Origin of the sequence: Citrobacter sp. Cc139, from assembly GCF_030334645.1 — a bacterium.
GTDB classification, from domain to species: domain Bacteria; phylum Pseudomonadota; class Gammaproteobacteria; order Enterobacterales; family Enterobacteriaceae; genus Citrobacter; species Citrobacter werkmanii.
Genome location: NZ_JAOWDM010000016.1, coordinates 91,120 through 113,943 on the forward strand (window position 1 = coordinate 91,120; position 22,824 = coordinate 113,943).

Below are 22,824 nucleotides of genomic sequence, written 5' to 3' on the forward strand. Positions count from 1 at the left end.
AGATGTTTACCCCTTGCCTTTTACACTGCTGATAAAGGTGGATCGGGCTGATTTGGATCCCAGACGTTCAGCTTCATCAAGCAGCTTCAGCGCTTTATCGACATCGCCTTTCGCCACGGCATCCTTAATCGCCTGATTAAAATAGCTTTCGGTGTCGTTCAGCATCGGCTCACTTTTCTTCACCGGCTGCGGCGCAGGAGCGGCAACCGCTGCTGCCGGAGCAGCATAAGTCACCGCAGGCGCTGCGGTATTGCCGACAGTGACAGGGCCAGGGCCGGAAGAACCGAACAGCGGCCCGACCAACACACTGGAGGACGAGCTGGTTTTGACTTTCAATTTCAACAGACCATCGGTGGTATGACGCGCGATCGGGTCCGGAATATCGGGAACGGCGTTACCGACCCCCTTGGCATAGGCTTTTGCCGGATCAAGCAGGGTCGTGGTCTGCTGGAGGTCTTTATCCGTCGTAAAGACCAGAACATAAAGCTTTTGCTGGCCCAGCGCTGGCGTCAGACGCATTACGCCTTCCAGGCGATCGGCACTCATTACGCCGGGCTCCTGGTAGGTGAAATAGCTGCTGGGGAAGAACGCAGATGGCGTCATGTTCTGATCAAGAATTAAGACGTTTGGCGCAAATACGCTGGTTTGTTTGTTTACTTCACTGGTTAGCGTCAGAGTTAACTCGCCAATATTGGCCGGTACGCTCCAGGCCGCGACCGGACCGGTAATTCCAGCAACATCCAAACGCTGGCCCGCGCTCGCAAGCTGCGTGGACTGAGTTTTGGATTGATCAACAGGCGTCCAGGTTAACTGTTGCAACGCAGCAGTGGGAATAGCAGGCGCCGCGGTGGTGTTCTGCGGAACAATATTCACATCGGCCAGGCTGATGCCAGGCGCGCTGGCAAATAACCCTGCAGATAAACAAAGGGCAACGAGACTTTTCTTCATTTTCATTGTTATCACCTCAGATAGCATGGGTTCAGCGGTGGCCAGGCAATAGCGCGCTAAACCGTAATCAAGAGGGGCTTACGCCCCTCTTTCGGTCTTTACGTCAGGTTAGTGCTGAATTACCACCAGATTTCCATCTGAGCACCGAAGGACCACTCATCGCTGTCACCACGGCTGGTGGTGCTGATACCAGAGTTCGTTGCGGCTGCATATTTGGTTACGTCGTTACCCTTTTTGACGTAGCCCCACTCCTCATCCCACTTGGCATAGGTTGCGAAGACACGAATTGCCGGGCGGGACCAGATGCTGTCGCCAGCCTGCCACTGTTGCGCGAGGGTGATTTTGTACTGGCTGTTACGATCGCCAGTCTGCTGAGATTTGACGTTGTCGTAGCCGACTTCCATCAGGGTGCTCATGATTGGCGTCCATTTGTACATCGGGCGGATACCGACGGTGTACCATTCGGTACCCAGATCGTTATCCATATCGAGGTTCTGGTACATACCGACGTACATCAGATCCCATTTGTCGCCCAGGGAGATAGCGCCGTGGTCGAGAATACGCACCAGGCTACCGTTGTTATTAATCACGTTATTGGCGTAATTGGTCTTCACACCAGTAACGGGATCTTCAATGGTGGTAGTAGAAGAACCGTAAGAACCCTGGTTCAGACCTTTACCCTGCGTGGTCATGGAGTCTGTCGCGTACTGAACAACAAACTTGTTGTAGCCCTTCAGCATGCTCTGGGTATGTTCAGCGGTGAACATCCAGCCATCTTTTGATGCGCCGTCTGCCAGGCTGTAATCATCTGTCGTATTCGCACGACCGTAGTCAACACCCAGTTCCAACATACCATCAGTGTTTGTTGCCAACTGCGCTAAACGAACGTCAAATACGTCGTTAGCGGTGTCTTTGGTACGATCATAGATATTCTGACTGCTGAACGTGTATGAACCACCCGCTTCCTGAGAACGGCTCGCGGCCAGAGACAGTTTACCGAAGCCCAGATCGATGTTTTCAATACCGGCGCCAGGACCTGAAATATCCCAGTAGTAGAAGTCGATCATGTGTACGTCATGACGTTGGTAGAAGCGCTTACCAGCCCAAATAGTAGAGCCTGGCAGCCATTCAATCAGGTTTTTACCCTGCACGTTGGCTTCACGGAAGGCTGGATCAGTTCCTTCCCAGTCATTCTGCTGTGCTACGGAGTAGGCGACGTTGGTGTCGAAGTAGAAGCTCTTATCGCCTTCTTTCCACACTTCCTGACCTAATTTGATTTCCGCATAGGTTTCACATTCGTTACCGAGACGGTATTTACTTTGTGCACCTGTTGCCTGGAAACATTGTTGTTCGCCGCCGCTACCCGTCCAACCGATACCGGAACGAGCATAACCATGGAAATCCACAGCCATTGCCTGAACAGACATAATGCCTGCTGCCACAGCAACCGCCAGAGGAAGTTTGCGCAGAGTAATCATCGTTCTATCTCCTGAGATCATTGCTTTTCTTTAAACGCTGCCACCTTCTGAAACTGCGAATGGTTTTGCGTTTCGTTTTTTTATGGGGACCTTAAACGCCCGGCTCCTGGTGCAACCGACGACATGCAGTGCCATCCTCACGGAACAGATGGCAACGCTCTGGCGGCAGGCCGATAGCGAATGTGGCACCCTCTTCTACCAACACCACGTCGTTCTGGCGGTAAACCAGGTTTTGACGGATGGCGGGGATCTGGATATGAATTTGTGTTTCGTGACCAAGTTGTTCGACCACCTGGACTTCACCTTCGAGGGTGACATCGGCGATTTCACTGGGCAGCAAATGTTCCGGGCGGATACCTAAAGACATATTGGCGCCCACCTGAACGCGGGCACTGTCGACGGGTAACCAGACTTGCTGGCGGTTTGGTAATTCAACCTGCACCTGATCAATTGCCGTTGCGGTAACTTTCACCGGCAGGAAGTTCATCTTTGGCGAACCGATAAAGCCCGCGACAAAGCGGTCGGCAGGATAGTGGTACAGCTCCAGGGGTTTACCGACCTGCGCCACACGACCGGCATCCAACACCACAATTTTGTCTGCCAGGGTCATCGCTTCGACCTGATCGTGGGTGACGTAAATCATCGTGCGGCCAAGACGTTTATGCAGGCGGGAGATTTCAATACGCATCTGGACGCGCAGCGCGGCGTCAAGGTTCGACAACGGTTCGTCCAGCAGGAATACTCGCGGCTCGGCAACCAACGTACGGCCAATCGCCACACGCTGACGTTGGCCACCGGAAAGCGCTTTCGGTTTACGGTCCAGCAGGTGCGCCAGTTGCAGAACTTCAGCTACCTGATTAACGCGCTGGTTCATTACCTCTTTTTTCGCACCGGCCAGTTTAAGGCCGAACGACATGTTTTCCGCGACGGATAAATGGGGGTATAACGCATAGGACTGGAAGACCATGCCCACACCGCGTTCGGCGGGCGGAATATCGTTCATCCGGGTCTCCCCGATAAACAGGTCGCCGCTGGTGATGGTTTCAAGTCCGGCGATCATACGCAGCAAGGTCGACTTACCACAGCCTGACGGTCCGACAAACACCACGAATTCCCCTTCGTGAATGTCGAGATTGATATCCTTCGATACCACCACGTCACCCCAGGCTTTCGTTACATTTCGCAGCTGTACGCTCGCCATGCCCTTCTCCCTTCGTTACAACCTGTCATCGACAGCAACATTCATGATGGACTGACTATGCGTTATCCCTCACGGGCGTGAATCCTCCACCCCCCAGCTTTTTTATGGGGGAGGAGGCGGGAGGATGAGAGCGCAGCGTCTGAGACCCGGACCACCAGCCTCAGAGGAATTTCGTGATGCAGCTTGCAAAAATGGGTGGGGTTTTATGTGCGCCAGTGCGCAATACTCACATTTATGTAACACAGATCACATAAAGAACGGGTGGGGCGTAGGTGTAAGGAGGATGGAAAGAGGTTGCCGTATAAAGAAACTAGTACCCGTTAAGCCACCTCTGCAAAATCACCAAACAGGATGGGAACTATGAATATCAAAACTGGCGCACGCATCCTCGCATTGTCTGCATTAACGACGATGATGTTTTCCGCCTCGGCTCTCGCCAAGATTGAAGAAGGTAAGTTGGTCATCTGGATTAACGGCGACAAAGGCTATAACGGCCTCGCTGAAGTGGGTAAAAAATTCGAGAAAGACACGGGTATCAAAGTTACCATTGAGCACCCGGACAAGCTGGAAGAGAAGTTCCCGCAGGTTGCCGCGACTGGCGACGGCCCGGACATCATCTTCTGGGCGCATGACCGTTTTGGCGGCTACGCACAATCTGGCCTGCTGGCTGAAATCACGCCAGACAAAGCGTTCCAGGACAAGCTCTATCCGTTCACCTGGGATGCCGTACGCTATAACGGCAAACTGATTGCGTACCCGATCGCCGTGGAAGCGCTGTCGCTGATTTACAACAAAGACCTCGTTCCGAACCCACCGAAAACCTGGGAAGAAATTCCGGCGCTGGATAAAGAGCTGAAAGCGAAAGGTAAATCCGCGCTGATGTTCAACCTGCAAGAACCGTACTTCACCTGGCCGCTGATTGCCGCCGACGGCGGTTACGCGTTCAAGTTTGAAAACGGCAAGTACGACGTGAAAGACGTGGGCGTGGATAGCGCTGGCGCGAAAGCGGGCCTGACCTTCCTGGTCGACCTGATCAAAAACAAACACATGAATGCGGATACCGACTACTCCATCGCCGAAGCGGCCTTTAACAAAGGCGATACCGCGATGACCATCAACGGTCCGTGGGCGTGGTCCAACATCGATAAGAGCAAGGTGAACTACGGCGTTACGCTGCTGCCAACCTTCAAAGGCAAGCCGTCTAAACCGTTCGTTGGCGTACTGAGCGCGGGTATCAACGCCGCCAGCCCGAACAAAGAACTGGCGAAAGAGTTCCTCGAAAACTACCTGTTGACCGACCAGGGTCTGGATGAAGTGAACAAGGACAAACCACTGGGCGCGGTTGCGCTGAAATCCTTCCAGGAACAGTTAGCGAAAGACCCGCGTATCGCGGCCACCATGGATAACGCCCAGAAAGGCGAAATCATGCCGAACATCCCGCAGATGTCCGCATTCTGGTATGCCGTGCGTACCGCAGTGATCAACGCCGCCAGCGGTCGTCAGACCGTCGATGCCGCGCTGAAAGACGCGCAGGGTCGTATCACCAAGTAATACAGTTGTGAACGTGCCGGATGGCGGCATACATGCCTTATCCGGCCTACAACGTATGTAGGCCTGATAAGCGCAGCGCCATCAGGCACGCTGACCAACAGGTTTTCATTGTTGTTGAGGATTGAACCCCATGGATGTCATTAAAAAGAAACACTGGTGGCAAAGCGACATGCTGAAATGGTCAGTAATGGGTCTGCTTGGTCTGCTGGTCGGTTACCTTGTTGTTTTGATGTACGCTCAGGGGGAGTATCTGTTTGCCATCATGACGCTAATTTTAAGCTCTGTTGGCCTGTATATTTTCGCTAACCGTAAAGCCTATGCCTGGCGCTATGTTTATCCTGGCGTGGCCGGTATGGGGCTGTTTGTCCTGTTTCCGCTCATTTGTACCATCGCCATTGCTTTTACCAACTACAGCAGCACCAACCAACTGACCTTTGAACGTGCTCAACAAGTCCTGATGGATCGTTCTTATCAGGCAGGTAAAACTTACAACTTTGGCCTGTATCCGGCGGGTGATGAGTGGCAACTGGCCCTCACCGACGGTGAAACGGGAAAAAATTATGTTTCCGACGCCTTTAAATTTGGCGGCGAACAGAAGCTGCAGTTAAAAGAAACCGAGGCGCTACCAGCGGGCGAACGTGCGACGCTGCGCATCATCACCCAGAATCGTCAGGCGCTGACTCAGCTAACAGCCATTCTGCCGGACGAAAGCAAAGTCATCATGAGTTCACTGCGTCAGTTCTCAGGTACGCAGCCGCTCTACTCTCTGGCCGATGATGGGACGCTCACCAACAACCAAAGCGGCGTGAAGTACCGCGCTAATAACGATATTGGTTATTATCAGACCATTAACGCAGACGGTAGCTGGGGTACTGAAAAACTCAGCCCGGGCTATACCGTCACCATCGGCTGGGACAATTTCACCCGCGTATTTACCGACGAGGGCATCCAGAAACCGTTCTTCGCCATCTTTATCTGGACGGTAGTGTTCTCAGTCCTGACGGTGATTCTGACCGTGGCTGTGGGTATGGTGCTGGCCTGTCTGGTGCAGTGGGAATCTCTGAAGGGCAAAGCGATTTACCGCGTCCTGCTGATTCTGCCCTACGCCGTACCGTCGTTTATCTCGATTCTGATTTTCAAAGGGCTGTTCAACCAGAGTTTTGGTGAAATCAACATGATGCTCAGCGCGCTGTTTGGTATCAAGCCGGCCTGGTTTAGCGATCCAACCACCGCGCGTTCGATGATTATCATCGTTAACACCTGGCTGGGTTACCCGTACATGATGATCCTGTGCATGGGGCTGCTGAAAGCGATTCCTGACGATCTGTATGAAGCCTCGGCAATGGACGGCGCGGGTCCGTTCCAGAACTTCTTTAAAATTACATTACCGCTGCTGATTAAGCCGCTGACGCCGCTGATGATCGCCAGCTTCGCCTTTAACTTTAATAACTTCGTGCTGATTCAACTGTTGACCAACGGCGGCCCGGATCGCCTCGGCACCACTACGCCTGCCGGTTACACCGACCTGCTCGTCAGCTACACCTACCGTATCGCCTTTGAAGGCGGCGGCGGTCAGGACTTCGGGCTGGCGGCGGCGATTGCCACCCTGATCTTCCTGCTGGTTGGCGCGCTGGCGATTGTGAACCTGAAAGCCACACGTATGAAGTTTGATTAAGGGAGACAACGACAATGGCTATGGTCCAACCGAAATCACAAAAGTTACGTTTATTCGCAACGCACTTAGGGCTGCTGATTTTTATCGCGGCGATCATGTTCCCGCTGCTGATGGTCATCGCCATTTCGCTGCGTGAAGGTAACTTCGCTACTGGCAGCCTGATCCCGGATAATATTTCTTGGGAACACTGGAAACTGGCGCTGGGCTTTAGCGTAGAACATGCGGATGGCCGCGTCACTCCGCCGCCGTTCCCGGTGCTGCTGTGGCTGTGGAACTCGGTGAAAGTCGCCACCATTACCGCGATTGGTATTGTGACGCTTTCCACCACCTGTGCTTACGCCTTTGCCCGTATGCGCTTCCCGGGTAAAGCGACCCTGCTGAAAGGGATGCTAATCTTCCAGATGTTCCCGGCGGTGCTGTCTCTGGTCGCGTTGTACGCCTTGTTTGACCGCCTGGGCCAGTACATTCCATTTATCGGCCTGAACACTCACGGCGGCGTGATCTTCGCCTATCTCGGCGGTATCGCGCTGCATGTGTGGACAATTAAGGGCTATTTTGAAACCATCGACGGTTCGCTGGAAGAAGCGGCCGCGCTGGATGGCGCCACACCGTGGCAGGCATTCCGCCTGGTACTGCTGCCGCTTTCCGTACCAATTCTGGCGGTCGTGTTTATTCTGTCATTCATTGCCGCTATTACCGAAGTACCGGTCGCGTCACTGCTGCTGCGTGATGTGAACAGCTACACCCTTGCGGTTGGTATGCAGCAGTACCTCAATCCACAGAACTACTTGTGGGGCGACTTTGCCGCCGCTGCTGTACTTTCCGCTATTCCGATCACTCTGGTGTTCCTGCTGGCACAGCGCTGGCTGGTCAACGGTCTGACGGCGGGTGGTGTGAAAGGTTAAGTTTTATCGAAGTACCTGCCCGGCAACGGGCAATGCCACTGCAACCCTCAACTTATGTTATCCCAACCTGTGACTGTTATTCGGCGCTCTACGGAGCGCCCTTTTTTATGTTATTTTGCATTGCTGTTACGATTATTTCCTTTCGTGGCCCCCATCACTGCAATTATATTTACCACCTGAAAACAGACAAATTAAACAGAATTAAGATCACAGAAAAGACAAAACATAATTGCAATGTAAAAAATGATAATTGTCTTCCCTGCCTGTTAAATCCACCATCACGACACTGATCAAAAGAGCTGTATCCTCTAAGGCAGGTCTGAATGAACACCCAATATAATTCCAGTTATATTTTTTCGATTACATTAGTAGCAACATTAGGAGGGCTATTATTCGGCTATGACACCGCCGTCATATCCGGAACGGTAGAATCCTTAAATACCGTGTTTGTCGCCCCGCAACATTTAAGTGAATCCGCCGCCAACTCGCTGTTAGGCTTTTGCGTTGCCAGCGCGTTAATTGGCTGCATCATCGGCGGTGCGCTGGGCGGTTATTGCAGTAACCGCTTCGGTCGCCGGGACTCGCTGAAAATCGCCGCCCTGCTGTTCTTTATTTCCGGTATTGGTTCTGCGTGGCCAGAATTAGGATTTACCACGATTAACCCAGATAATGCCGTGCCTGTTTATTTGGCCGGATACGTCCCCGAATTTGTTATTTATCGCATCATTGGTGGTATTGGCGTTGGTTTAGCCTCAATGCTCTCACCGATGTATATTGCAGAACTGGCTCCAGCGCATATTCGTGGGAAACTGGTTTCCTTTAACCAGTTCGCCATTATTTTTGGTCAACTGTTGGTGTATTGCGTTAACTATTTCATTGCCCGTTCCGGTGACGCTAACTGGCTGAATACCGATGGCTGGCGATATATGTTTGCTTCCGAAAGCATTCCCGCCCTGCTGTTTTTACTGCTGCTGTACACCGTACCGGAAAGCCCGCGCTGGCTGATGGCGCGTGGCAGACACGAGCAGGCGGAGGGCATTCTGCGCAAAATTATGGGCAACAGCCTCGCCACCCAGGCCATGCAGGAGATCAATCAGTCACTGGAGCATGGCCGTAAAACCGGCGGACGCCTGTTGATGTTTGGTGTGGGCGTTATCGTCATCGGCGTGATGCTCTCCATCTTCCAGCAGTTTGTCGGTATTAACGTCGTGCTGTACTACGCGCCGGAAGTGTTTAAAACGTTAGGGGCCAGCACCGACGTGGCGCTCTTGCAGACTATTATTGTCGGCGTAATCAACCTGAGCTTCACCGTACTGGCAATCATGACGGTGGACAAATTTGGTCGCAAACCGCTGCAAATAATTGGCGCATTGGGTATGGCTCTTGGGATGTTCAGCCTTGGCACCGCGTTTTACACCCAGGCTTCCGGGCTGATAGCGCTGCTGTCGATGCTGTTTTACGTCGCCGCATTCGCCATGTCCTGGGGACCGGTTTGTTGGGTGCTGTTGGCAGAAATCTTCCCGAATGCGATTCGTGGCAAAGCGCTCGCCATTGCCGTCGCCGCTCAGTGGCTGGCGAACTACTTCGTCTCCTGGACCTTCCCGATGATGGACAAAAATTCGTGGCTGGTTTCCCATTTCCACAACGGTTTCTCCTACTGGATTTACGGTTGTATGGGGATTCTGGCGGCGCTGTTTATGTGGAAGTTCGTGCCGGAAACCAAAGGCAAAACGCTGGAAGAACTTGAAGAACTGTGGGAACCCGCAGCAGAGAAAACCCAGCCAGCCTCTGCGCAGTAAACCTGATATACAACACGCCGCAGCCGGATTGCGGCGTGTTGTCTTTTACTCTCGCTTCAGCCGTTTAGAGTTACACAGCCACAGCGTAATCACCAACAGCAGGATCGCCGCAGAATAGATCAATACATCCATCGGCGCTTTATGATCGACAATGATCAACCGCACAATTGCGGTGATCCCGATATAAACAAAGTAGCGCAGCGGAAAGTGAAACCCTGACTGAAAGTACTTCACAATCAGCGCGATAAATTCAAAATAGAGAAAGTAAACCACCAGCCCTTCCACCAGCTCATACTTGCTGGTCTGTTCAGGCGCGAACAGTACATCCGCCAGGTGTAGCGTTTCTTTCCCAAGGAATACAACCAGGATCAGGCCCAGACTCAACAGCCCCAGATTCAACACGGTCTGCAAGATGGTGGAGATAAACTCCACGCGCGGACGAGATAACGACGTCATAACGGCCCCTCCTGTTCAGTAACAAGGTTCCTGTATAACGCAGAAATGTGACAGAGATCTACATTTTTTGTTTATGTTTTGTGCAGCTCAATAATAGTGCAACAATGCTTCTGACACTAACATCTTGAACGGAATAGAAATGCTTAAGATTGAAATGGCAACCGTCGACGATGCCAGCTTGCTAAGCGCAATGGGCTATATCAGCTATCGACATCACTTTGCGCCTTTGTGGAAAAACCCAAGCGAGCTCGACGCTTATCTTGAGCAGGAATATTCCTTACCAGCGATATCCAGCAGTTTGGCCGAACCCGGAACCTTCTGGCTTATCGCCTTTGCCGACGCGCCGGTTGGCTTTGCCAAATACAGTCTCCGCCACTCTATTGATCCAGAAGAGCGTTCAGGGGCATTGCTACATAAGATCTACCTGATGCCAGATGCAACGGGCAAACAGTACGGTGAGCAGCTTTTTGCCGAAGTTATTCGCCAGGCCAAAGAGCAGGATGAAAAATGGCTCTGGCTTGAGGTACTGGCTGATAATCCTAAGGCACGGCAGTTCTATGAACGGCAAGGGATGACGCTTGTGAAGGAAACTGCTTTCACTACCGCCTCCCAGACCAGTATTTTGTACGTTATGGAAAAGCAGATTTAAGAGGATATAAATGATGAATATTCGTCAATCCGCTGTCCGCAACGTCACGTGCGGTGAGAATGTGGTGGTTTATGAACCGGCGAACCTGTACGACTGCATACTGGAAGACAACGTTTTTGTCGGACCATTTGTTGAAATCCAGGGCAACACGCAGATTGGCGCAGATAGCAAAATTCAGTCGCACACCTTCATCTGCGAATATGTCACCATCGGTTCCCGCTGTTTTATCGGTCATGGCGTGATGTTCGCTAACGATATGTTTCGGCAAGGAAAACCCAATGCCGACCGCACCAGTTGGGGAAGAATTACGATTGGTAATGATGTCTCTATCGGCAGTGGGGCGACCATTCTGGCAGTCACAATCTGCGATGGCGCAGTCATCGGCGCGGGAAGCGTGGTGACAAAATCGATTACCGAGAAAGGCGTGTACGCGGGCAACCCGGCAAAATTATTGCGTCGTTTGTAAGTTGCCGGGTGGCGGCATAAATGCCTTATCCGACCGGCAATGTAGGCCGGATAAGCGCAGCGGTTGATCAAACATTAACGGAAGTTCTCGCTTCTGTCGCTGGTCATATCATACAGACCAAACTTACGTCCAAGCTGCTGCCCACCGTCACGCGTCAACGGTGTCCAGCCAATCGCCGCACGACTGCGGGTTGGGCCTGAAGAGAAGAGATCCAGCGGCACAGAAACGTACACCCCTTTGGTAAAATCGCCCTCTCCGTACTCATCCGGCGAGGCGTCGGTGATGGTCGCATAGCCGCCCACCACCACACCGCTGTCGAAGCGTTTGGCAATTTCCAGCGTGCCACCCTTATCTCCCGCCAGATACTGGCCGACGCTGGCTTTCACCAGTACATCCTGGGCGAATGAAGGATTCCAGTAAGCCGTCAAATGCCCGGTCTTCACGCTGTAGTCGGTGAATTTCATCATATCCTGCGCGCTACGCCAGTCACGCTGTTTCACATAGTTGGCGTCAATGCCAAACGCCCAGTTGCTGTCTAACGGACGATACAACACCTCGGCTCCCGCCCCGCCGTACATGGTCTCCAGGTAACCAGCGTAAACCTGTCCGTAGAACCCGTTTCCGAGTGACTGGAAGTAGTTGGCCTGCAGGTTATTCACGTAGACATCGTTTTGCACATACTCGCGCACATGAGTACGCACGCGTGGTAAATGCGAATCCTGCGGCGGGTTGGTGTAGTTAAATTTGTCATAGTTATTGGCGAGGTTGGCGAACAAACTCCCGGTGGTCAGCAGATGATCGGTCACCCACCAATCCGCAGTTCCCATTACGCCCAACTGGTACATATAGAAGTTTTCCGGGCCGCCCACCGACTGATTGAGCACCGGATCGATATGAAAATCAAAGCGAGACTTATCAATATACCAACCCTGCTCGGTCGTTTTCGGCACCACGGGCTCAACGCGTTTTTGCGCCAGTTGTGTTTCATGACCCAGCGGCTCACCTTCCAGGTGTCGCTTAAGGCTGGAAACATCCGTTTCGGTCGTCACCTGCGGCAAGTTAAGGCGATTTTCGGTAATCCGGATCGTGCGGATCCCGTCGGGAAGATCGTTCATCACGATCCGATTGGCGCGTTCGATCCCTTCTCGCGAATCACGGTATTTCACCTGTTCGCCGGTCACATACAGCGTATCGCCCTGCACCTGGATTTTGGGATCCGCCAGCCCGGCGTTATATTTCAGCAGCGTTAACTGATTCGCCACTACCGAATGTTGCAGAATCGCATCCTGCGGCTGTGGTTGATACTTCGGACGGGCGTTATCGTTATAGTTTGGTCGCAAGTCGTTGAAGTTAGTCCGCAGCGTAAACCCAAACATAAAGGTGTTCCCGCGCTCATAGCTGAGGTTAACGTCGGCCCAATCGGTGACGCGATAGATAGCGCCGACGTTAAACTTGCTCTTTTGATCCAGCTTGCCCGCAAAATCCTGCTGGTAATTATTGCCTTCATACTCCAGTTTCAGGCGCAGCGGCTGCCAGGGTGTCTGATATTCCACGCCGCCAAATAACGATGCCGGACCATGAAACATCTGACTGCCGTCAATAGAACCAGCCTGCTTGTAGCTGTTATCGCGATGACAGAATTTATCGCTGTATGAGCAAAACGGATTGCTGACGTTGCCGCTGGTGCCAAGATACCCCCAGCCCAGACCGAGCGAGAAATCAAACGGGCCCCAGGCTTTGTTCGCTACAATATACTCCGCATCAAACAGACCCGTCCCGCCGATATCCCGCGCGCCAACGGCCACCTGCGGCATCCAGTAGCTCTCTTCCCACAGCCGCAGTTTGAGATCAAACGCTTTATCCTTGTATGTCTGATCGCCAGAAAATGACTCTACGCTGCTGTATTTTTTGGTACGTACATCGGTATAGCGCAGCGTGGTTTCCAGCCAGGGGAACAGTTGCACCGACGCAGAGTAGTAGCGGTACTGATCGTTGTCCCGGTAGTTGAGGCTCATTTCCCCTTCACGCGCCATACGTGCAGTCGGGGTTTGCAGCAGGCCCACGCCGCCAAAATCGGACTGGGATGGACCAATGGGCGCAGGCCATGTTTCACCGTGACAGGCAACGCTTACGCCCAGCGCCAGTAAGCTGAGCAGATAAGTTTTTCTCATTATTCAGGTATCCGCTGGGTCAGGGTGTGAAGAATATCGGCATTGATTTCATCCGGGGTACTGCTCCAGAAGACATCAGAGAGTCCGACAAAAATGATGCTGCCGGGCATCGGCTCAACGTGACGTTTGTTCCAGTAAGCGATAGGGACTTTTTGCGAGCGTCCATCGGGATAGATGACCCACGCGTAGCTGCGATCCGCACCGCTGAGCCGACTTTGCCCATCGAGATAGCTGGCGACATCACGCCCGGGCACAAACGGTTGTTTACCCGGACGGCTTAGCAAACCAAACAATGTGATATCCGTTGGCTGCGATCCAACCCATAGCGTGTAGTTGCCCTGCAACGGCGGGTTGCCTCGCTCGCTGACGCGCACCACATCCGGGTCAAGGTTAATGTTCTGTCTGCCGGTCACCTTCAGCGCCTGAATTTGCTGGCGTAATGCGTTGATAGCCGCCGCATCGTCACCGCTTTCTTCAGCACTCAGCGCTGCCAGACGAGCCAGTAGTGTCTGCTGCTGGCGTTCTGCCGCCGCCGTTGCCCGCTCTTCGCTGATGACCGCTCCGGGCCACCAGCTATTACTCAGCCGCGGCTGTCCAACCAGATCGATCAGACGCTCCGCACCGGTCAATATTTTGGGTTCAGCGCTGCCTGCAATCATGACTTTGACATTGCCCGCAGCAAAAATAGAGGGTGCGCTCAGGCTAAAAACCAGCGCCATTACGGCTCGTTTCATCATGACTTTGCCGCCTTAATCAGCGTGGTTTTCACCGGGAAGAAGTTAGCTCCCAGATACTGTTCCGACTGACGGATTTGCCCTTCGCTATCGATCCAGTAGCGGTTATGCCAGCGCGTTTGATCGGTCGTTATCTCTTCATCAAGGACGCGCACTGGCGTTTCATCGCTGCCGACCTGAATACTGTCAGTGCCATCCCATGTGAAAACAGAGCGGGCGGTGGCATAGCGCACCTGCTGATGTTCAGTCCAGCCCATCGTGCGGGTCCATGTTGCGCCATCGGCTATCTGATTGGGTTTGATGAGCGGGTCCGCTGCCAGATTATTCACCTCAATCAGGTTGTCACCGCCGAGCTGCGTTTTCACAATGCGCCCATGCTGCGTGACGAGAATGGCCTGATCCTGAGTCACCCATTTCTGTTGTCCGTTTTCTGCAAACGCGAGTACGACAAACAGCTGTGGACCACCATTGAGCTGCATATACTGGCTGGCGTAGGGCATGTTTTGGATTTCATCATCCGTCATCTGAACGCCGGGAGTACCAAACACACTCTCCCACAGCGAATGGCCCAGCCCTTCGGTGGTGGCCGAGCACGCCTGTAGTAACAGGCAAACCAATATGAGCGCTGGTCGCTTCACGACACTTCTCCGCATTATTGCCGGGTGCGCAACGCTTACCCGGCCTACAAATCCCGCAGGCTTTTGGCAATTCAAAATAACCACACCGAAGTGTGGTTAGAATTAATCCCCGTCATACTTCACGTTGCAGATGCGTTAGCTACGTTCACTCACCCCGGTCACATAGCTATCTATGCTCCCGGGGACTCACTCACTTGCCGCCTTCCTGCAACGCGAATTATTTAGGGGCTACGTACCGGTATTACTGGGTACTGGTGGTTGTCGTGGTTGTCGTTCCGGTATTAGAACCATCACCACCACCGGTCGCCGCAAGGGCCACCCCCACCGCAGAACTTACGGTGCTCACGCTGGTGGCAGAGGAACTTCCTGCCGAAACCGACGCGGCAGCCGACCCTGCAGCTTCACCCACCTGAACGGGGGCAGCATAGACAGAGGTCGCCGCAAGCGCAGATATAGCCCAAAGGCCATACAGAACTTTTTTCATCACAAATTCCCTTCATTTAATGAATGGAGATTTACCCAAAAGAATTTCGGGCGAGATCGAGTATACACAAGCCAAAGTGTGCAAATTACGCCTGGCGGGAATTTAGGATAATGAGAAAAGAAAGTAGATTGCTATTATTAATTAATAGCATTAAACAGTAAAATCAATCAGTTAAAATATACACACCAGAAATACAATATCCGTAAATTCTGAAAAGGACAGAAATCAAATTCCGTTAAGTTAATTATTTTAGGATTAAACTCAATTAAGGTGTGAAGCAAAAATGTCGAGATCCTGGAGCAATCTTATAAAAAAAGCCGATATTAATATCGGCTTTTTTATTGCATTAATGCCGGATGGCGGCTAAACGCCTTATCCGGCCTACAAATGTGTGCCTGTAGGCCGGATAAGCGCAGCGTCATCAGGCGCGCCAGGACTTATAACGGTTAATCAAACCGTTAGTCGAGCAATCATGGCTGGTAATCTCTTTATCATCATTCAGCTCAGGCAGGATGCGATTTGCCAGCTGTTTGCCCAGCTCAACGCCCCACTGGTCAAAGGTGAAGATGTTCAGGATTGCGCCCTGAGTAAAGATTTTGTGCTCATACAGCGCAATTAGCGCCCCCAGGCTGAACGGCGTGATTTCACGCAGCAGGATGGAGTTGGTCGGGCGGTTGCCTTCGAACACTTTGAACGGCACCACGTGTTCCAGCGTTGCCGGATCTTTACCCTGGTCGCGGTATTCCTGCTCAACCACTTCACGAGATTTACCGAACGCCAGCGCTTCAGTCTGAGCAAAGAAGTTAGACAACAGTTTCGGATGGTGATCCGATAGCGGGTTGTGGGTGATAGCCGGGGCGATGAAATCGCACGGCACCATTTTTGTACCCTGGTGGATCAGCTGGTAGAACGCATGCTGGCCGTTAGTCCCCGGCTCACCCCAAATGATTGGGCCGGTCTGGTAATCCACCGCATTGCCGTTACGGTCCACGTATTTACCGTTGGATTCCATATTGCCCTGCTGGAAGTAGGCCGCGAAACGGTGCATATACTGGTCATACGGCAGGATCGCTTCGGTTTCAGCACCGAAGAAATTGTTGTACCAGATACCGATCAGCGCCAGCAGCACCGGCAGGTTTTTCTCCGCAGGGGTAGTGGAGAAGTGTTTGTCCATCGCGTGCGCGCCGGACAGCAGCTCTACGAAGTTGTCGAAACCGACGGACAGGATGATCGACAGACCAATCGCTGACCACAGGGAGTAACGGCCGCCAACCCAATCCCAGAATTCGAACATATTGGCGGTATCAATACCGAATTCGCCGACCGCTTTCGCGTTAGTGGAAAGGGCTGCGAAGTGCTTGGCAACGTGTTTTTCATCACCGGCGGTTTTCAGGAACCAGTCGCGCGCGCTATGGGCGTTAGTCATGGTTTCCTGGGTGGTGAAGGTTTTAGAAGCGACCAGGAACAGCGTGGTTTCCGGGTTCACTTTCTTCAGCACTTCAGCGATGTGCGTCCCATCGACGTTAGACACAAAGTGCATGTTCAGATGGTTTTTATACGGACGCAGCGCTTCGGTCACCATGAACGGACCAAGGTCGGAACCGCCGATACCGATGTTCACTACATCAGTAATGGCTTTGCCGGTATAGCCTTTCCAGTTTCCGGAAATGATCGCTTCCGAGAAGGATTTCATCTTCTCCAGCACCGCGTTCACTTCCGGCATCACATCTTTGCCGTCAACGATGATTGGGGTATTGCTACGGTTACGCAGCGCCACGTGCAGCACGGCACGGTCTTCGGTACGGTTGATTTTCTCACCGGAGAACATGGACTTAATGGCGCCTGCCAAATCGGTCTCTTTCGCCAGATCCTGCAGTTTGGCCAGCGTCTCTTCAGAGATGCGGTTTTTGGAGAAATCCACCAGCATCAGATCGTCAAATGTCGCGGAAAATTTGGTGAAACGATCGCTATCTTTCGCGAACAGATCGGCGATAGTAACGTCTTTCATCTCTTCAAAGTGTTTTTGTAGTGCCTGCCAGGCTGAGGTCTGCGTTGGATTGATGTTTTTCATTAGCAATACTCTTCTGATTTTGAGAATTGTGACTGAGATCGATTGTAACGCCAGTCACAGAAAAGTGTGATTGTTTTAATGCCATTGCCAGGGCATCCGCCAAACGAGGCTACAAAGTATAGCCGTTATCAGCGTTGTTATTAGTACCGTTACTCAACGCAGTTGCAGCATGAAAAATCCGCATAATCCCAGCGTTGACAGTGCAAGCTACACATTTTATTTATAAATACGGTATTTGCATTTGCGCCTGCACCGGTTTCCGTTCTGCCTTATGTGCCATGGTCGCTCTATTCACTCCCTGACACGAGGTAGTTATGACTGATGTAGTTGTCTCCAAGTTTGGCGGTACCAGCGTGGCGGACTTTGATGCCATGAATCGCAGCGCTGATGTGGTGCTTTCTGATGCGAACGTCCGATTAGTGGTGCTTTCCGCATCGGCAGGCATTACCAACCTGCTGGTTGCTCTGGCGGAAGGGCTGGAGCCAACCGAGCGCTTCGAAAAACTCGACGCCATTCGTCAAATTCAGTTCAATATTCTGGAACGCCTGCGTTATCCAAACGTGATTCGTGAAGAGATCGAACGCCTGCTGGAAAACATCACCACGCTGGCAGAGGCGGCGTCACTGGCGACCTCAACCGCGCTGACCGACGAACTGGTCAGCCACGGCGAGCTGATGTCTACCCTCCTGTTTGTTGAGATCCTGCGTGAGCGCAACGTGCAAGCGCAGTGGTTTGACGTGCGTAAAGTGATGCGCACTAACGATCGTTTCGGTCGTGCAGAACCCGACGTCGCGGCGCTGGCCGAACTGGCAACGCTTCAGTTAGCCCCACGTCTGAGTGAAGGTCTGGTGATTACCCAAGGCTTTATCGGCAGCGAAAGCAAAGGCCGCACTACCACGCTGGGACGCGGCGGCAGTGATTATACGGCCGCCCTGCTGGCTGAAGCGCTGCACGCAACGCGCGTCGATATCTGGACCGATGTTCCCGGCATTTACACCACCGATCCGCGCGTCGTTCCAGCCGCTAAACGTATTGATGAAATCGCCTTCGAAGAAGCCGCGGAAATGGCGACCTTCGGCGCGAAAGTGCTGCACCCGGCAACCCTGTTACCTGCCGTACGTAGCGATATCCCGGTGTTTGTTGGCTCCAGTAAGGATCCAAAAGCAGGCGGTACGCTGGTATGCAATAAAACCCAAAATCCACCGTTGTTCCGTGCCCTGGCGCTACGCCGTAAGCAAACGCTGCTAACGCTGCATAGCCTGAATATGCTGCACTCTCGCGGCTTTTTAGCGGAAGTGTTCGGCATCCTGGCGCGCCACAACATCTCGGTAGATTTAATTACCACATCGGAAGTCAGCGTGGCGCTGACGCTGGATACCACCGGTTCAACGTCTACTGGCGATACGCTGTTAACACAGTCTCTGCTGATGGAACTGTCTGCCCTGTGTCGGGTTGAAGTGGAAGAAGACCTGGCGCTGGTGGCGCTGATTGGCAACGACCTGTCCAAAGCCTGCGGCGTGGGTAAAGAGGTGTTCGGCGTACTGGAGCCGTTCAACATCCGCATGATTTGCTACGGCGCGTCCAGCCATAACCTGTGCTTCCTGGTGCCAGGTACCGAAGCCGAACAGGTGGTACAGAAGCTGCACCATAATTTGTTTGAATAATATTTCATCACGCGATAAACAATAACTATAGCCGGGCTCGAACCCGGCTTTTTTATAACAACACAACACATTTCAATCGCAAGGAATATAACATGCTCGCTACTCTGACGCGGCTGTTCCCATTATGGGCGCTGCTGCTCTCTGTTATTGCGTATTACACGCCCTCCACCTTTACACCTGTCGGGCCATTCGTGCCGTCGTTACTGATGCTGATTATGTTCGGCATGGGCGTCCATTTGAAGGTGGATGACTTTAAACGTGTACTCTCACGTCCTGCGCCCGTCGCCGCGGGTATTTTCCTGCATTATCTGGTGATGCCGCTCGCCGCCTGGATTTTGGCGCTGGCTTTTAATATGCCGCCGGAACTGTCCGCAGGCATGGTGCTGGTCGGTAGCGTCGCCAGTGGAACAGCGTCTAACGTCATGATCTATCTGGCAAAAGGTGATGTGGCGCTCTCCGTGACTATTTCATCCGTTTCAACGTTGGTCGGCGTCGTCGCCACACCGCTGCTGACACGGCTGTATGTCGATGCGCATATTCAGGTGGATGTGATGGGTATGCTGCTGAGTATTCTGCAGATCGTGGTCATTCCGATTGCCCTGGGACTGGTCATTCACCATCTGTTCCCACGTGTCGTAAAAGCCGTCGAGCCGTTTCTGCCCGCGTTTTCTATGGTGTGCATCCTGGCGATCATCAGCGCCGTCGTGGCAGGCTCCGCTTCGCACATTGCGTCCGTTGGCTTTGTGGTGATTATCGCCGTTATCCTGCATAACACCATTGGCCTGCTCGGCGGCTACTGGGGCGGAAAACTGTTTGGTTTCGACGAGTCGACCTGTCGTACGTTGGCTATCGAAGTCGGCATGCAGAATTCAGGCCTGGCCGCTGCGCTGGGCAAAATCTATTTCGGCCCGCTTGCCGCCCTGCCCGGCGCGCTGTTCTCCGTTTGGCACAACCTTTCCGGTTCGCTGCTGGCAGGCTACTGGTCCGGTAAGCCGATTAAAGAGAAAGCACGCCGCTAATTGTCGGCTGTAGGCCTGATAAGTGTAGCGCTATCAAGCATAGTGCGTACACGTCGCCGGATGGCGGCTAACGCCTTATCCGGCCTACCCAGCCTCTGCACTTTGCCGTACACTGAGGACATCGGCTAACAGAGGGCACCCCTATGGCACTCCCCCGCATTACCCAAAAAGAGATGACCGAGCGCGAGCAGCGTGAACTGAAAACGCTGCTCGACCGCGCGCGCATAGCGCATGGTCGGCTGCTGACCAACGCAGAGACCAACAGCATCAAGAAAGAGTACATCGATAAACTGATGGCCTTGCGCGAAGCGGAAGCAAAAAAAGCCCGCCAGTTAAAGAAAAAGCAGGCTTATAAACCGGATGCGGAAGCATCGTTTTCCTGGTCAGCGAATACGCCAACGCGCGGCAGACGTTAACGCCCTTTCTTCTTACGCCCCGGCGAGGTAAAGCGTTTGCCGTTTGCTGCCGGGCGCGATTTCTCTTTCTCCGCAGATTTTTCGATTTTCACTACCGGGCGCTTAATGCCTGCGGTTTTTGGCTTCGCTTTCGCCTTCGGTTTGGCTTCCGAGGACGAGTTCTCGATCAGCTTAAAGAGTTCGATCAGTTCGTCATCCGTCAGGTCGCGCCATTCGCCAAGCGGCAGGCCGGATAAACTAACGTTCATGATACGCGTACGCTCAAGTTTGGTAACTTCATAGCCAAAGTGCTCGCACATGCGGCGGATCTGGCGGTTCAGCCCCTGAATCAGCGTGATACGAAACACAAACGGCGCTTCTTTCTTCACCTTACATTTTTTGGTGACGGTGCCGAGGATTGGCACACCAGCCCCCATTCCACGGATAAAGTCATCAGTGACCGGCTTATCTACTGTCACCAGATACTCTTTTTCGTGATCGTTACCGGCACGCAGGATTTTATTCACCAGATCGCCGTGGTTGGTCAGAAAGATAAGTCCCTGGGAATCTTTGTCCAGACGACCGATTGGGAATACACGCTTGCTGTGATTCACGAAATCAACAATGTTGTCGCGTTCGCTGTCTTCGGTGGTACTGACAATCCCAACCGGCTTATTCAGCGCGATAAAGACCAGATCTTCCGCTTCACGCGGCTCAATCAACCGACCATTCACTTTTACGACGTCGCCAGGCTTTACCTGATCGCCAATGGTGGCGCGTTTGCCATTCAGGAAGACATTCCCTTGTTCGATAAAGCGATCCGCCTCGCGACGCGAGCAGATTCCGCTTTCACTGATGTATTTATTTAGTCGGATAGATGAGTCGGGCAGCATAGTTTCTCCTGTATACACTTCATCCTTCAAGCTGTCTCTGCGTTGGCTGCCCTCACTCCCCCAGGTCACATAGCAATCTATGCTCCCAGGGATTCGTTCCCTTGCCGCCTTGATACAACTTGAATGATTTTGTGTATTAAAAGCGAAATATACCCTACCTTGCGGGCGATAAAAAAGAACAGCGTGTAAATGTGCGATTGAAACTATGCCGCTTTTTCAGGTCTGTCACGCCCCGAAGAAGAAGTCTGCGAGGCGCTTTCCAGATTAGTTTAGGGAGTCGCTGACAAACAGTTGCTGGTCAGCTTTTGCTTCCAGCTGCGCCAGTGCGGGAATCAACTGGCTGATGTTGACCAGACTGTGTCCTAACTGGCATACGCTCTCATACGCAAAATGTTCCTGGCCTTCACCCGCCATGGTCAGCAGGCTTTCGCCCATAAAATTCAGCGTCTGGTACAGCCCTGCCAGCGCCTCTTCGCAGCCAAACGATAGCGCCAGATTTTCTTCGCTAGTAAGACGGCTACAATCAAGATGGCGGAACGCCTCGGTGAGGGGAAAATAAAGCAGATCGGCTTGCGGAATGGGAGAAGAAGACGCAAAACAGGCGTTAGTGGTACTATTAGCATCAGCCATAGCATTACCTCGTATAATGTTGTGGTTAGACGCCCTGATCGTGTTCCCGCACTTTCGGGGCGTTGTCATTTTGGGTGTGTGAGAGTAATGTGTCATCACACATACTCACACCACTCTTGTGTAATTAAGGTGTCAACACACATGAACGAAAGAAGAGGCAATCCTCCGTTTCAATTCCGTCTGGATCCGGAACTTCGCAAAGCGATGGAAGAAGCACAGCGGCAGGATGGCGATGAATCGTTGGCAGCATGGATTAAGCGTATTATCAGAAAAGAGCTGAAGCAGAAAGGGATCGAAGTCTAGTGGTCGGCATTATGTATCGTTTTCTGAAGGTCTGTTTAGAGCGGGGAACGGACATTGAACATATGAGTTATGTCAGCCCAAGGCTTCGAAGCTGCTGTACTGACCTCGTAGCGATTAGATTTCCGTTGGTGAGCTTTCCTGCCAGAACAAAAGAAAACTCAGGCTGATAATGCGATGGACATATCCATGCAACGCAGATCTGTTTGGGCAAGTCTTGATGGGGATGTAGTTTCCTTGATAAACATAAAACCATGCTTTTCGTAGAAAGTTTGCGCGTTTGGCGTTGAGGTCAAGGTTAACTGTTTCACCCCTCTTTTAATCGCTTCAGCTTTAATCGTTTCAATAATCAGGCTAGCAAAACCTTTACCAAAATAATCCGGCAATGTAAAAATAGCTTCTACGCTACCTTGGGTAAGATCCAGATATCCCGTTGCTACCAATCCTGCATCAGGCAGCTCGACAACAAAGAAAGGATTTTCCGTAATAACCACTCTGTAATGTTCAGGCATAGCTTCAGGCGTCCAGGCCTCAAGCACCCTGGCACAATAACTTGGCTTACATCCTTCCCGAATAGAAAGATTCCTTATATTCCAGCATTCCTCTGCCTCTTCAGGTACTGCAAGTCTGATTTTCATTTGTTCTTCCTTTTCGTCTTATTATATTTATAGATTTATCATGAAACGGTTTCGTTTCA

The 22,824-nt window shown here is 52.4% G+C and carries 22 protein-coding genes; 10 read left to right on the top strand and 12 right to left on the bottom strand.

Translation table 11 applies throughout. The features are described 5' to 3' along the window. Positions 1-6 precede the first annotated feature (6 nt). The 3 genes from malM to malK all read right to left on the bottom strand — a co-directional run bounded on the left by malM (position 7) and on the right by malK (position 3,627). Positions 7-954 (bottom strand): maltose operon protein MalM, encoded by a 948-nt coding sequence (malM, locus tag OGV69_RS01070; protein ID WP_069325183.1) that lies wholly within the window; start codon positions 952-954, stop codon positions 7-9. Between the two features lie 113 nt (positions 955-1,067). Further along, entirely contained in the window at positions 1,068-2,426 is a 1,359-nt protein-coding gene (locus OGV69_RS01075) for a maltoporin (protein ID WP_069325182.1), read from the bottom strand. A 91-nt stretch (positions 2,427-2,517) separates the two neighbouring features. Then, positions 2,518-3,627, bottom strand: coding sequence for a maltose/maltodextrin ABC transporter ATP-binding protein MalK (gene malK, locus OGV69_RS01080; protein ID WP_038636246.1), 1,110 nt, complete (start codon positions 3,625-3,627; stop codon positions 2,518-2,520). A gap of 360 nt (positions 3,628-3,987) precedes the next feature. On the opposite strand from malK, the gene malE reads away from it, so the two are divergent. The 4 genes from malE (at position 3,988) to xylE (ending at position 9,557) form a co-directional block, all read left to right on the top strand. Next, positions 3,988-5,178 (top strand): maltose/maltodextrin ABC transporter substrate-binding protein MalE, encoded by a 1,191-nt coding sequence (malE, locus tag OGV69_RS01085; protein WP_032940895.1) that lies wholly within the window; start codon positions 3,988-3,990, stop codon positions 5,176-5,178. A gap of 130 nt (positions 5,179-5,308) precedes the next feature. Further along, the gene (gene malF / locus OGV69_RS01090) at positions 5,309-6,853 is read left to right on the top strand and encodes a maltose ABC transporter permease MalF (protein WP_069325181.1); all 1,545 of its coding nucleotides are present in this window, start codon (positions 5,309-5,311) and stop codon (positions 6,851-6,853) included. Between the two features lie 14 nt (positions 6,854-6,867). Further along, on the top strand, positions 6,868-7,758 hold the full coding sequence (gene malG, locus OGV69_RS01095) for a maltose ABC transporter permease MalG (RefSeq protein ID WP_038636242.1): 891 nt from the start codon (positions 6,868-6,870) through the stop codon (positions 7,756-7,758). Positions 7,759-8,081: 323 nt separating this feature from the next. Beyond that, positions 8,082-9,557 (top strand): D-xylose transporter XylE, encoded by a 1,476-nt coding sequence (xylE, locus tag OGV69_RS01100; protein ID WP_038636240.1) that lies wholly within the window; start codon positions 8,082-8,084, stop codon positions 9,555-9,557. A gap of 45 nt (positions 9,558-9,602) precedes the next feature. Here the strand turns inward: xylE and psiE are convergent, their stop codons facing one another. Further along, complete coding sequence (gene psiE / locus OGV69_RS01105; RefSeq protein ID WP_003031674.1) at positions 9,603-10,013, bottom strand: phosphate-starvation-inducible protein PsiE; 411 nt, start codon at positions 10,011-10,013, stop codon at positions 9,603-9,605. A gap of 139 nt (positions 10,014-10,152) precedes the next feature. On the opposite strand from psiE, the gene OGV69_RS01110 reads away from it, so the two are divergent. Both OGV69_RS01110 and OGV69_RS01115 read left to right on the top strand, forming a co-directional pair. After that, positions 10,153-10,662, top strand: coding sequence for a GNAT family N-acetyltransferase (locus OGV69_RS01110; RefSeq protein ID WP_069325180.1), 510 nt, complete (start codon positions 10,153-10,155; stop codon positions 10,660-10,662). A gap of 13 nt (positions 10,663-10,675) precedes the next feature. Further along, a complete protein-coding gene (locus OGV69_RS01115; RefSeq protein ID WP_069325179.1) occupies positions 10,676-11,128 on the top strand; it encodes an acyltransferase in 453 nt (150 codons plus the stop codon). Positions 11,129-11,202: 74 nt separating this feature from the next. On the opposite strand, the gene OGV69_RS01120 is transcribed toward OGV69_RS01115, so the two are convergent. From OGV69_RS01120 to pgi, 5 genes are all read right to left on the bottom strand, one after another. Beyond that, positions 11,203-13,299, bottom strand: coding sequence for a YjbH domain-containing protein (locus OGV69_RS01120; RefSeq protein WP_038636233.1), 2,097 nt, complete (start codon positions 13,297-13,299; stop codon positions 11,203-11,205). After that, positions 13,299-14,036 (bottom strand): capsule biosynthesis GfcC family protein, encoded by a 738-nt coding sequence (locus tag OGV69_RS01125; RefSeq protein ID WP_204564441.1) that lies wholly within the window; start codon positions 14,034-14,036, stop codon positions 13,299-13,301. The genes OGV69_RS01120 and OGV69_RS01125 overlap by 1 nt, the downstream gene beginning before the upstream one ends. After that, positions 14,033-14,671, bottom strand: coding sequence for a YjbF family lipoprotein (locus tag OGV69_RS01130; protein WP_069325176.1), 639 nt, complete (start codon positions 14,669-14,671; stop codon positions 14,033-14,035). The genes OGV69_RS01125 and OGV69_RS01130 overlap by 4 nt, the downstream gene beginning before the upstream one ends. Positions 14,672-14,912: 241 nt before the next feature. Then, on the bottom strand, positions 14,913-15,155 hold the full coding sequence (gene yjbE / locus OGV69_RS01135) for an exopolysaccharide production protein YjbE (RefSeq protein WP_003826562.1): 243 nt from the start codon (positions 15,153-15,155) through the stop codon (positions 14,913-14,915). A gap of 421 nt (positions 15,156-15,576) precedes the next feature. Continuing rightward, positions 15,577-17,226, bottom strand: coding sequence for a glucose-6-phosphate isomerase (gene pgi, locus OGV69_RS01140; RefSeq protein ID WP_069325175.1), 1,650 nt, complete (start codon positions 17,224-17,226; stop codon positions 15,577-15,579). A gap of 314 nt (positions 17,227-17,540) precedes the next feature. Between pgi and lysC the strand changes: the two genes are divergently transcribed. From lysC to OGV69_RS01155, 3 genes are all read left to right on the top strand, one after another. Then, entirely contained in the window at positions 17,541-18,890 is a 1,350-nt protein-coding gene (gene lysC / locus OGV69_RS01145) for a lysine-sensitive aspartokinase 3 (protein WP_038636225.1), read from the top strand. A gap of 92 nt (positions 18,891-18,982) precedes the next feature. Beyond that, on the top strand, positions 18,983-19,909 hold the full coding sequence (panS, locus tag OGV69_RS01150; protein ID WP_069325174.1) for a ketopantoate/pantoate/pantothenate transporter PanS: 927 nt from the start codon (positions 18,983-18,985) through the stop codon (positions 19,907-19,909). 143 nt (positions 19,910-20,052) lie between these two features. Then, a complete protein-coding gene (locus tag OGV69_RS01155) occupies positions 20,053-20,325 on the top strand; it encodes a YjbD family protein (protein WP_003826541.1) in 273 nt (90 codons plus the stop codon). Here the strand turns inward: OGV69_RS01155 and rluF are convergent. Next, a complete protein-coding gene (rluF, locus tag OGV69_RS01160) occupies positions 20,322-21,197 on the bottom strand; it encodes a 23S rRNA pseudouridine(2604) synthase RluF (RefSeq protein WP_069325173.1) in 876 nt (291 codons plus the stop codon). The genes OGV69_RS01155 and rluF overlap by 4 nt on opposite strands. A 264-nt stretch (positions 21,198-21,461) precedes the next feature. After that, positions 21,462-21,827 (bottom strand): hypothetical protein, encoded by a 366-nt coding sequence (locus tag OGV69_RS01165; protein ID WP_069325172.1) that lies wholly within the window; start codon positions 21,825-21,827, stop codon positions 21,462-21,464. 141 nt (positions 21,828-21,968) lie between these two features. Here OGV69_RS01165 and OGV69_RS01170 point away from each other — a divergent pair, with 141 nt between their 5' ends. Next, the gene (locus OGV69_RS01170; protein ID WP_006688333.1) at positions 21,969-22,130 is read left to right on the top strand and encodes a hypothetical protein; all 162 of its coding nucleotides are present in this window, start codon (positions 21,969-21,971) and stop codon (positions 22,128-22,130) included. A gap of 158 nt (positions 22,131-22,288) precedes the next feature. Here the strand turns inward: OGV69_RS01170 and OGV69_RS01175 are convergent, their stop codons facing one another. After that, on the bottom strand, positions 22,289-22,765 hold the full coding sequence (locus OGV69_RS01175; protein ID WP_069325171.1) for a GNAT family N-acetyltransferase: 477 nt from the start codon (positions 22,763-22,765) through the stop codon (positions 22,289-22,291). Positions 22,766-22,824 lie beyond the last annotated feature (59 nt).

Coding starts and splice junctions, on each gene's coding strand:
- malM (WP_069325183.1), bottom strand. CDS start 954: ATGAAAATGAAGAAAAGTCTCGTTGCCCTTTGTTTATCTGCAGGGTTA.
- rluF (WP_069325173.1), bottom strand. CDS start 21,197: ATGCTGCCCGACTCATCTATCCGACTAAATAAATACATCAGTGAAAGC.
- OGV69_RS01165 (WP_069325172.1), bottom strand. CDS start 21,827: ATGGCTGATGCTAATAGTACCACTAACGCCTGTTTTGCGTCTTCTTCT.
- OGV69_RS01110 (WP_069325180.1), top strand. CDS start 10,153: ATGCTTAAGATTGAAATGGCAACCGTCGACGATGCCAGCTTGCTAAGC.
- OGV69_RS01115 (WP_069325179.1), top strand. CDS start 10,676: ATGAATATTCGTCAATCCGCTGTCCGCAACGTCACGTGCGGTGAGAAT.
- OGV69_RS01125 (WP_204564441.1), bottom strand. CDS start 14,036: ATGATGAAACGAGCCGTAATGGCGCTGGTTTTTAGCCTGAGCGCACCC.
- psiE (WP_003031674.1), bottom strand. CDS start 10,013: ATGACGTCGTTATCTCGTCCGCGCGTGGAGTTTATCTCCACCATCTTG.
- OGV69_RS01175 (WP_069325171.1), bottom strand. CDS start 22,765: ATGAAAATCAGACTTGCAGTACCTGAAGAGGCAGAGGAATGCTGGAAT.
- malE (WP_032940895.1), top strand. CDS start 3,988: ATGAATATCAAAACTGGCGCACGCATCCTCGCATTGTCTGCATTAACG.
- malK (WP_038636246.1), bottom strand. CDS start 3,627: ATGGCGAGCGTACAGCTGCGAAATGTAACGAAAGCCTGGGGTGACGTG.
- OGV69_RS01155 (WP_003826541.1), top strand. CDS start 20,053: ATGGCACTCCCCCGCATTACCCAAAAAGAGATGACCGAGCGCGAGCAG.
- pgi (WP_069325175.1), bottom strand. CDS start 17,226: ATGAAAAACATCAATCCAACGCAGACCTCAGCCTGGCAGGCACTACAA.
- lysC (WP_038636225.1), top strand. CDS start 17,541: ATGACTGATGTAGTTGTCTCCAAGTTTGGCGGTACCAGCGTGGCGGAC.
- yjbE (WP_003826562.1), bottom strand. CDS start 15,155: ATGAAAAAAGTTCTGTATGGCCTTTGGGCTATATCTGCGCTTGCGGCG.
- OGV69_RS01170 (WP_006688333.1), top strand. CDS start 21,969: ATGAACGAAAGAAGAGGCAATCCTCCGTTTCAATTCCGTCTGGATCCG.
- malG (WP_038636242.1), top strand. CDS start 6,868: ATGGCTATGGTCCAACCGAAATCACAAAAGTTACGTTTATTCGCAACG.
- xylE (WP_038636240.1), top strand. CDS start 8,082: ATGAACACCCAATATAATTCCAGTTATATTTTTTCGATTACATTAGTA.
- OGV69_RS01075 (WP_069325182.1), bottom strand. CDS start 2,426: ATGATTACTCTGCGCAAACTTCCTCTGGCGGTTGCTGTGGCAGCAGGC.
- OGV69_RS01120 (WP_038636233.1), bottom strand. CDS start 13,299: ATGAGAAAAACTTATCTGCTCAGCTTACTGGCGCTGGGCGTAAGCGTT.
- malF (WP_069325181.1), top strand. CDS start 5,309: ATGGATGTCATTAAAAAGAAACACTGGTGGCAAAGCGACATGCTGAAA.
- panS (WP_069325174.1), top strand. CDS start 18,983: ATGCTCGCTACTCTGACGCGGCTGTTCCCATTATGGGCGCTGCTGCTC.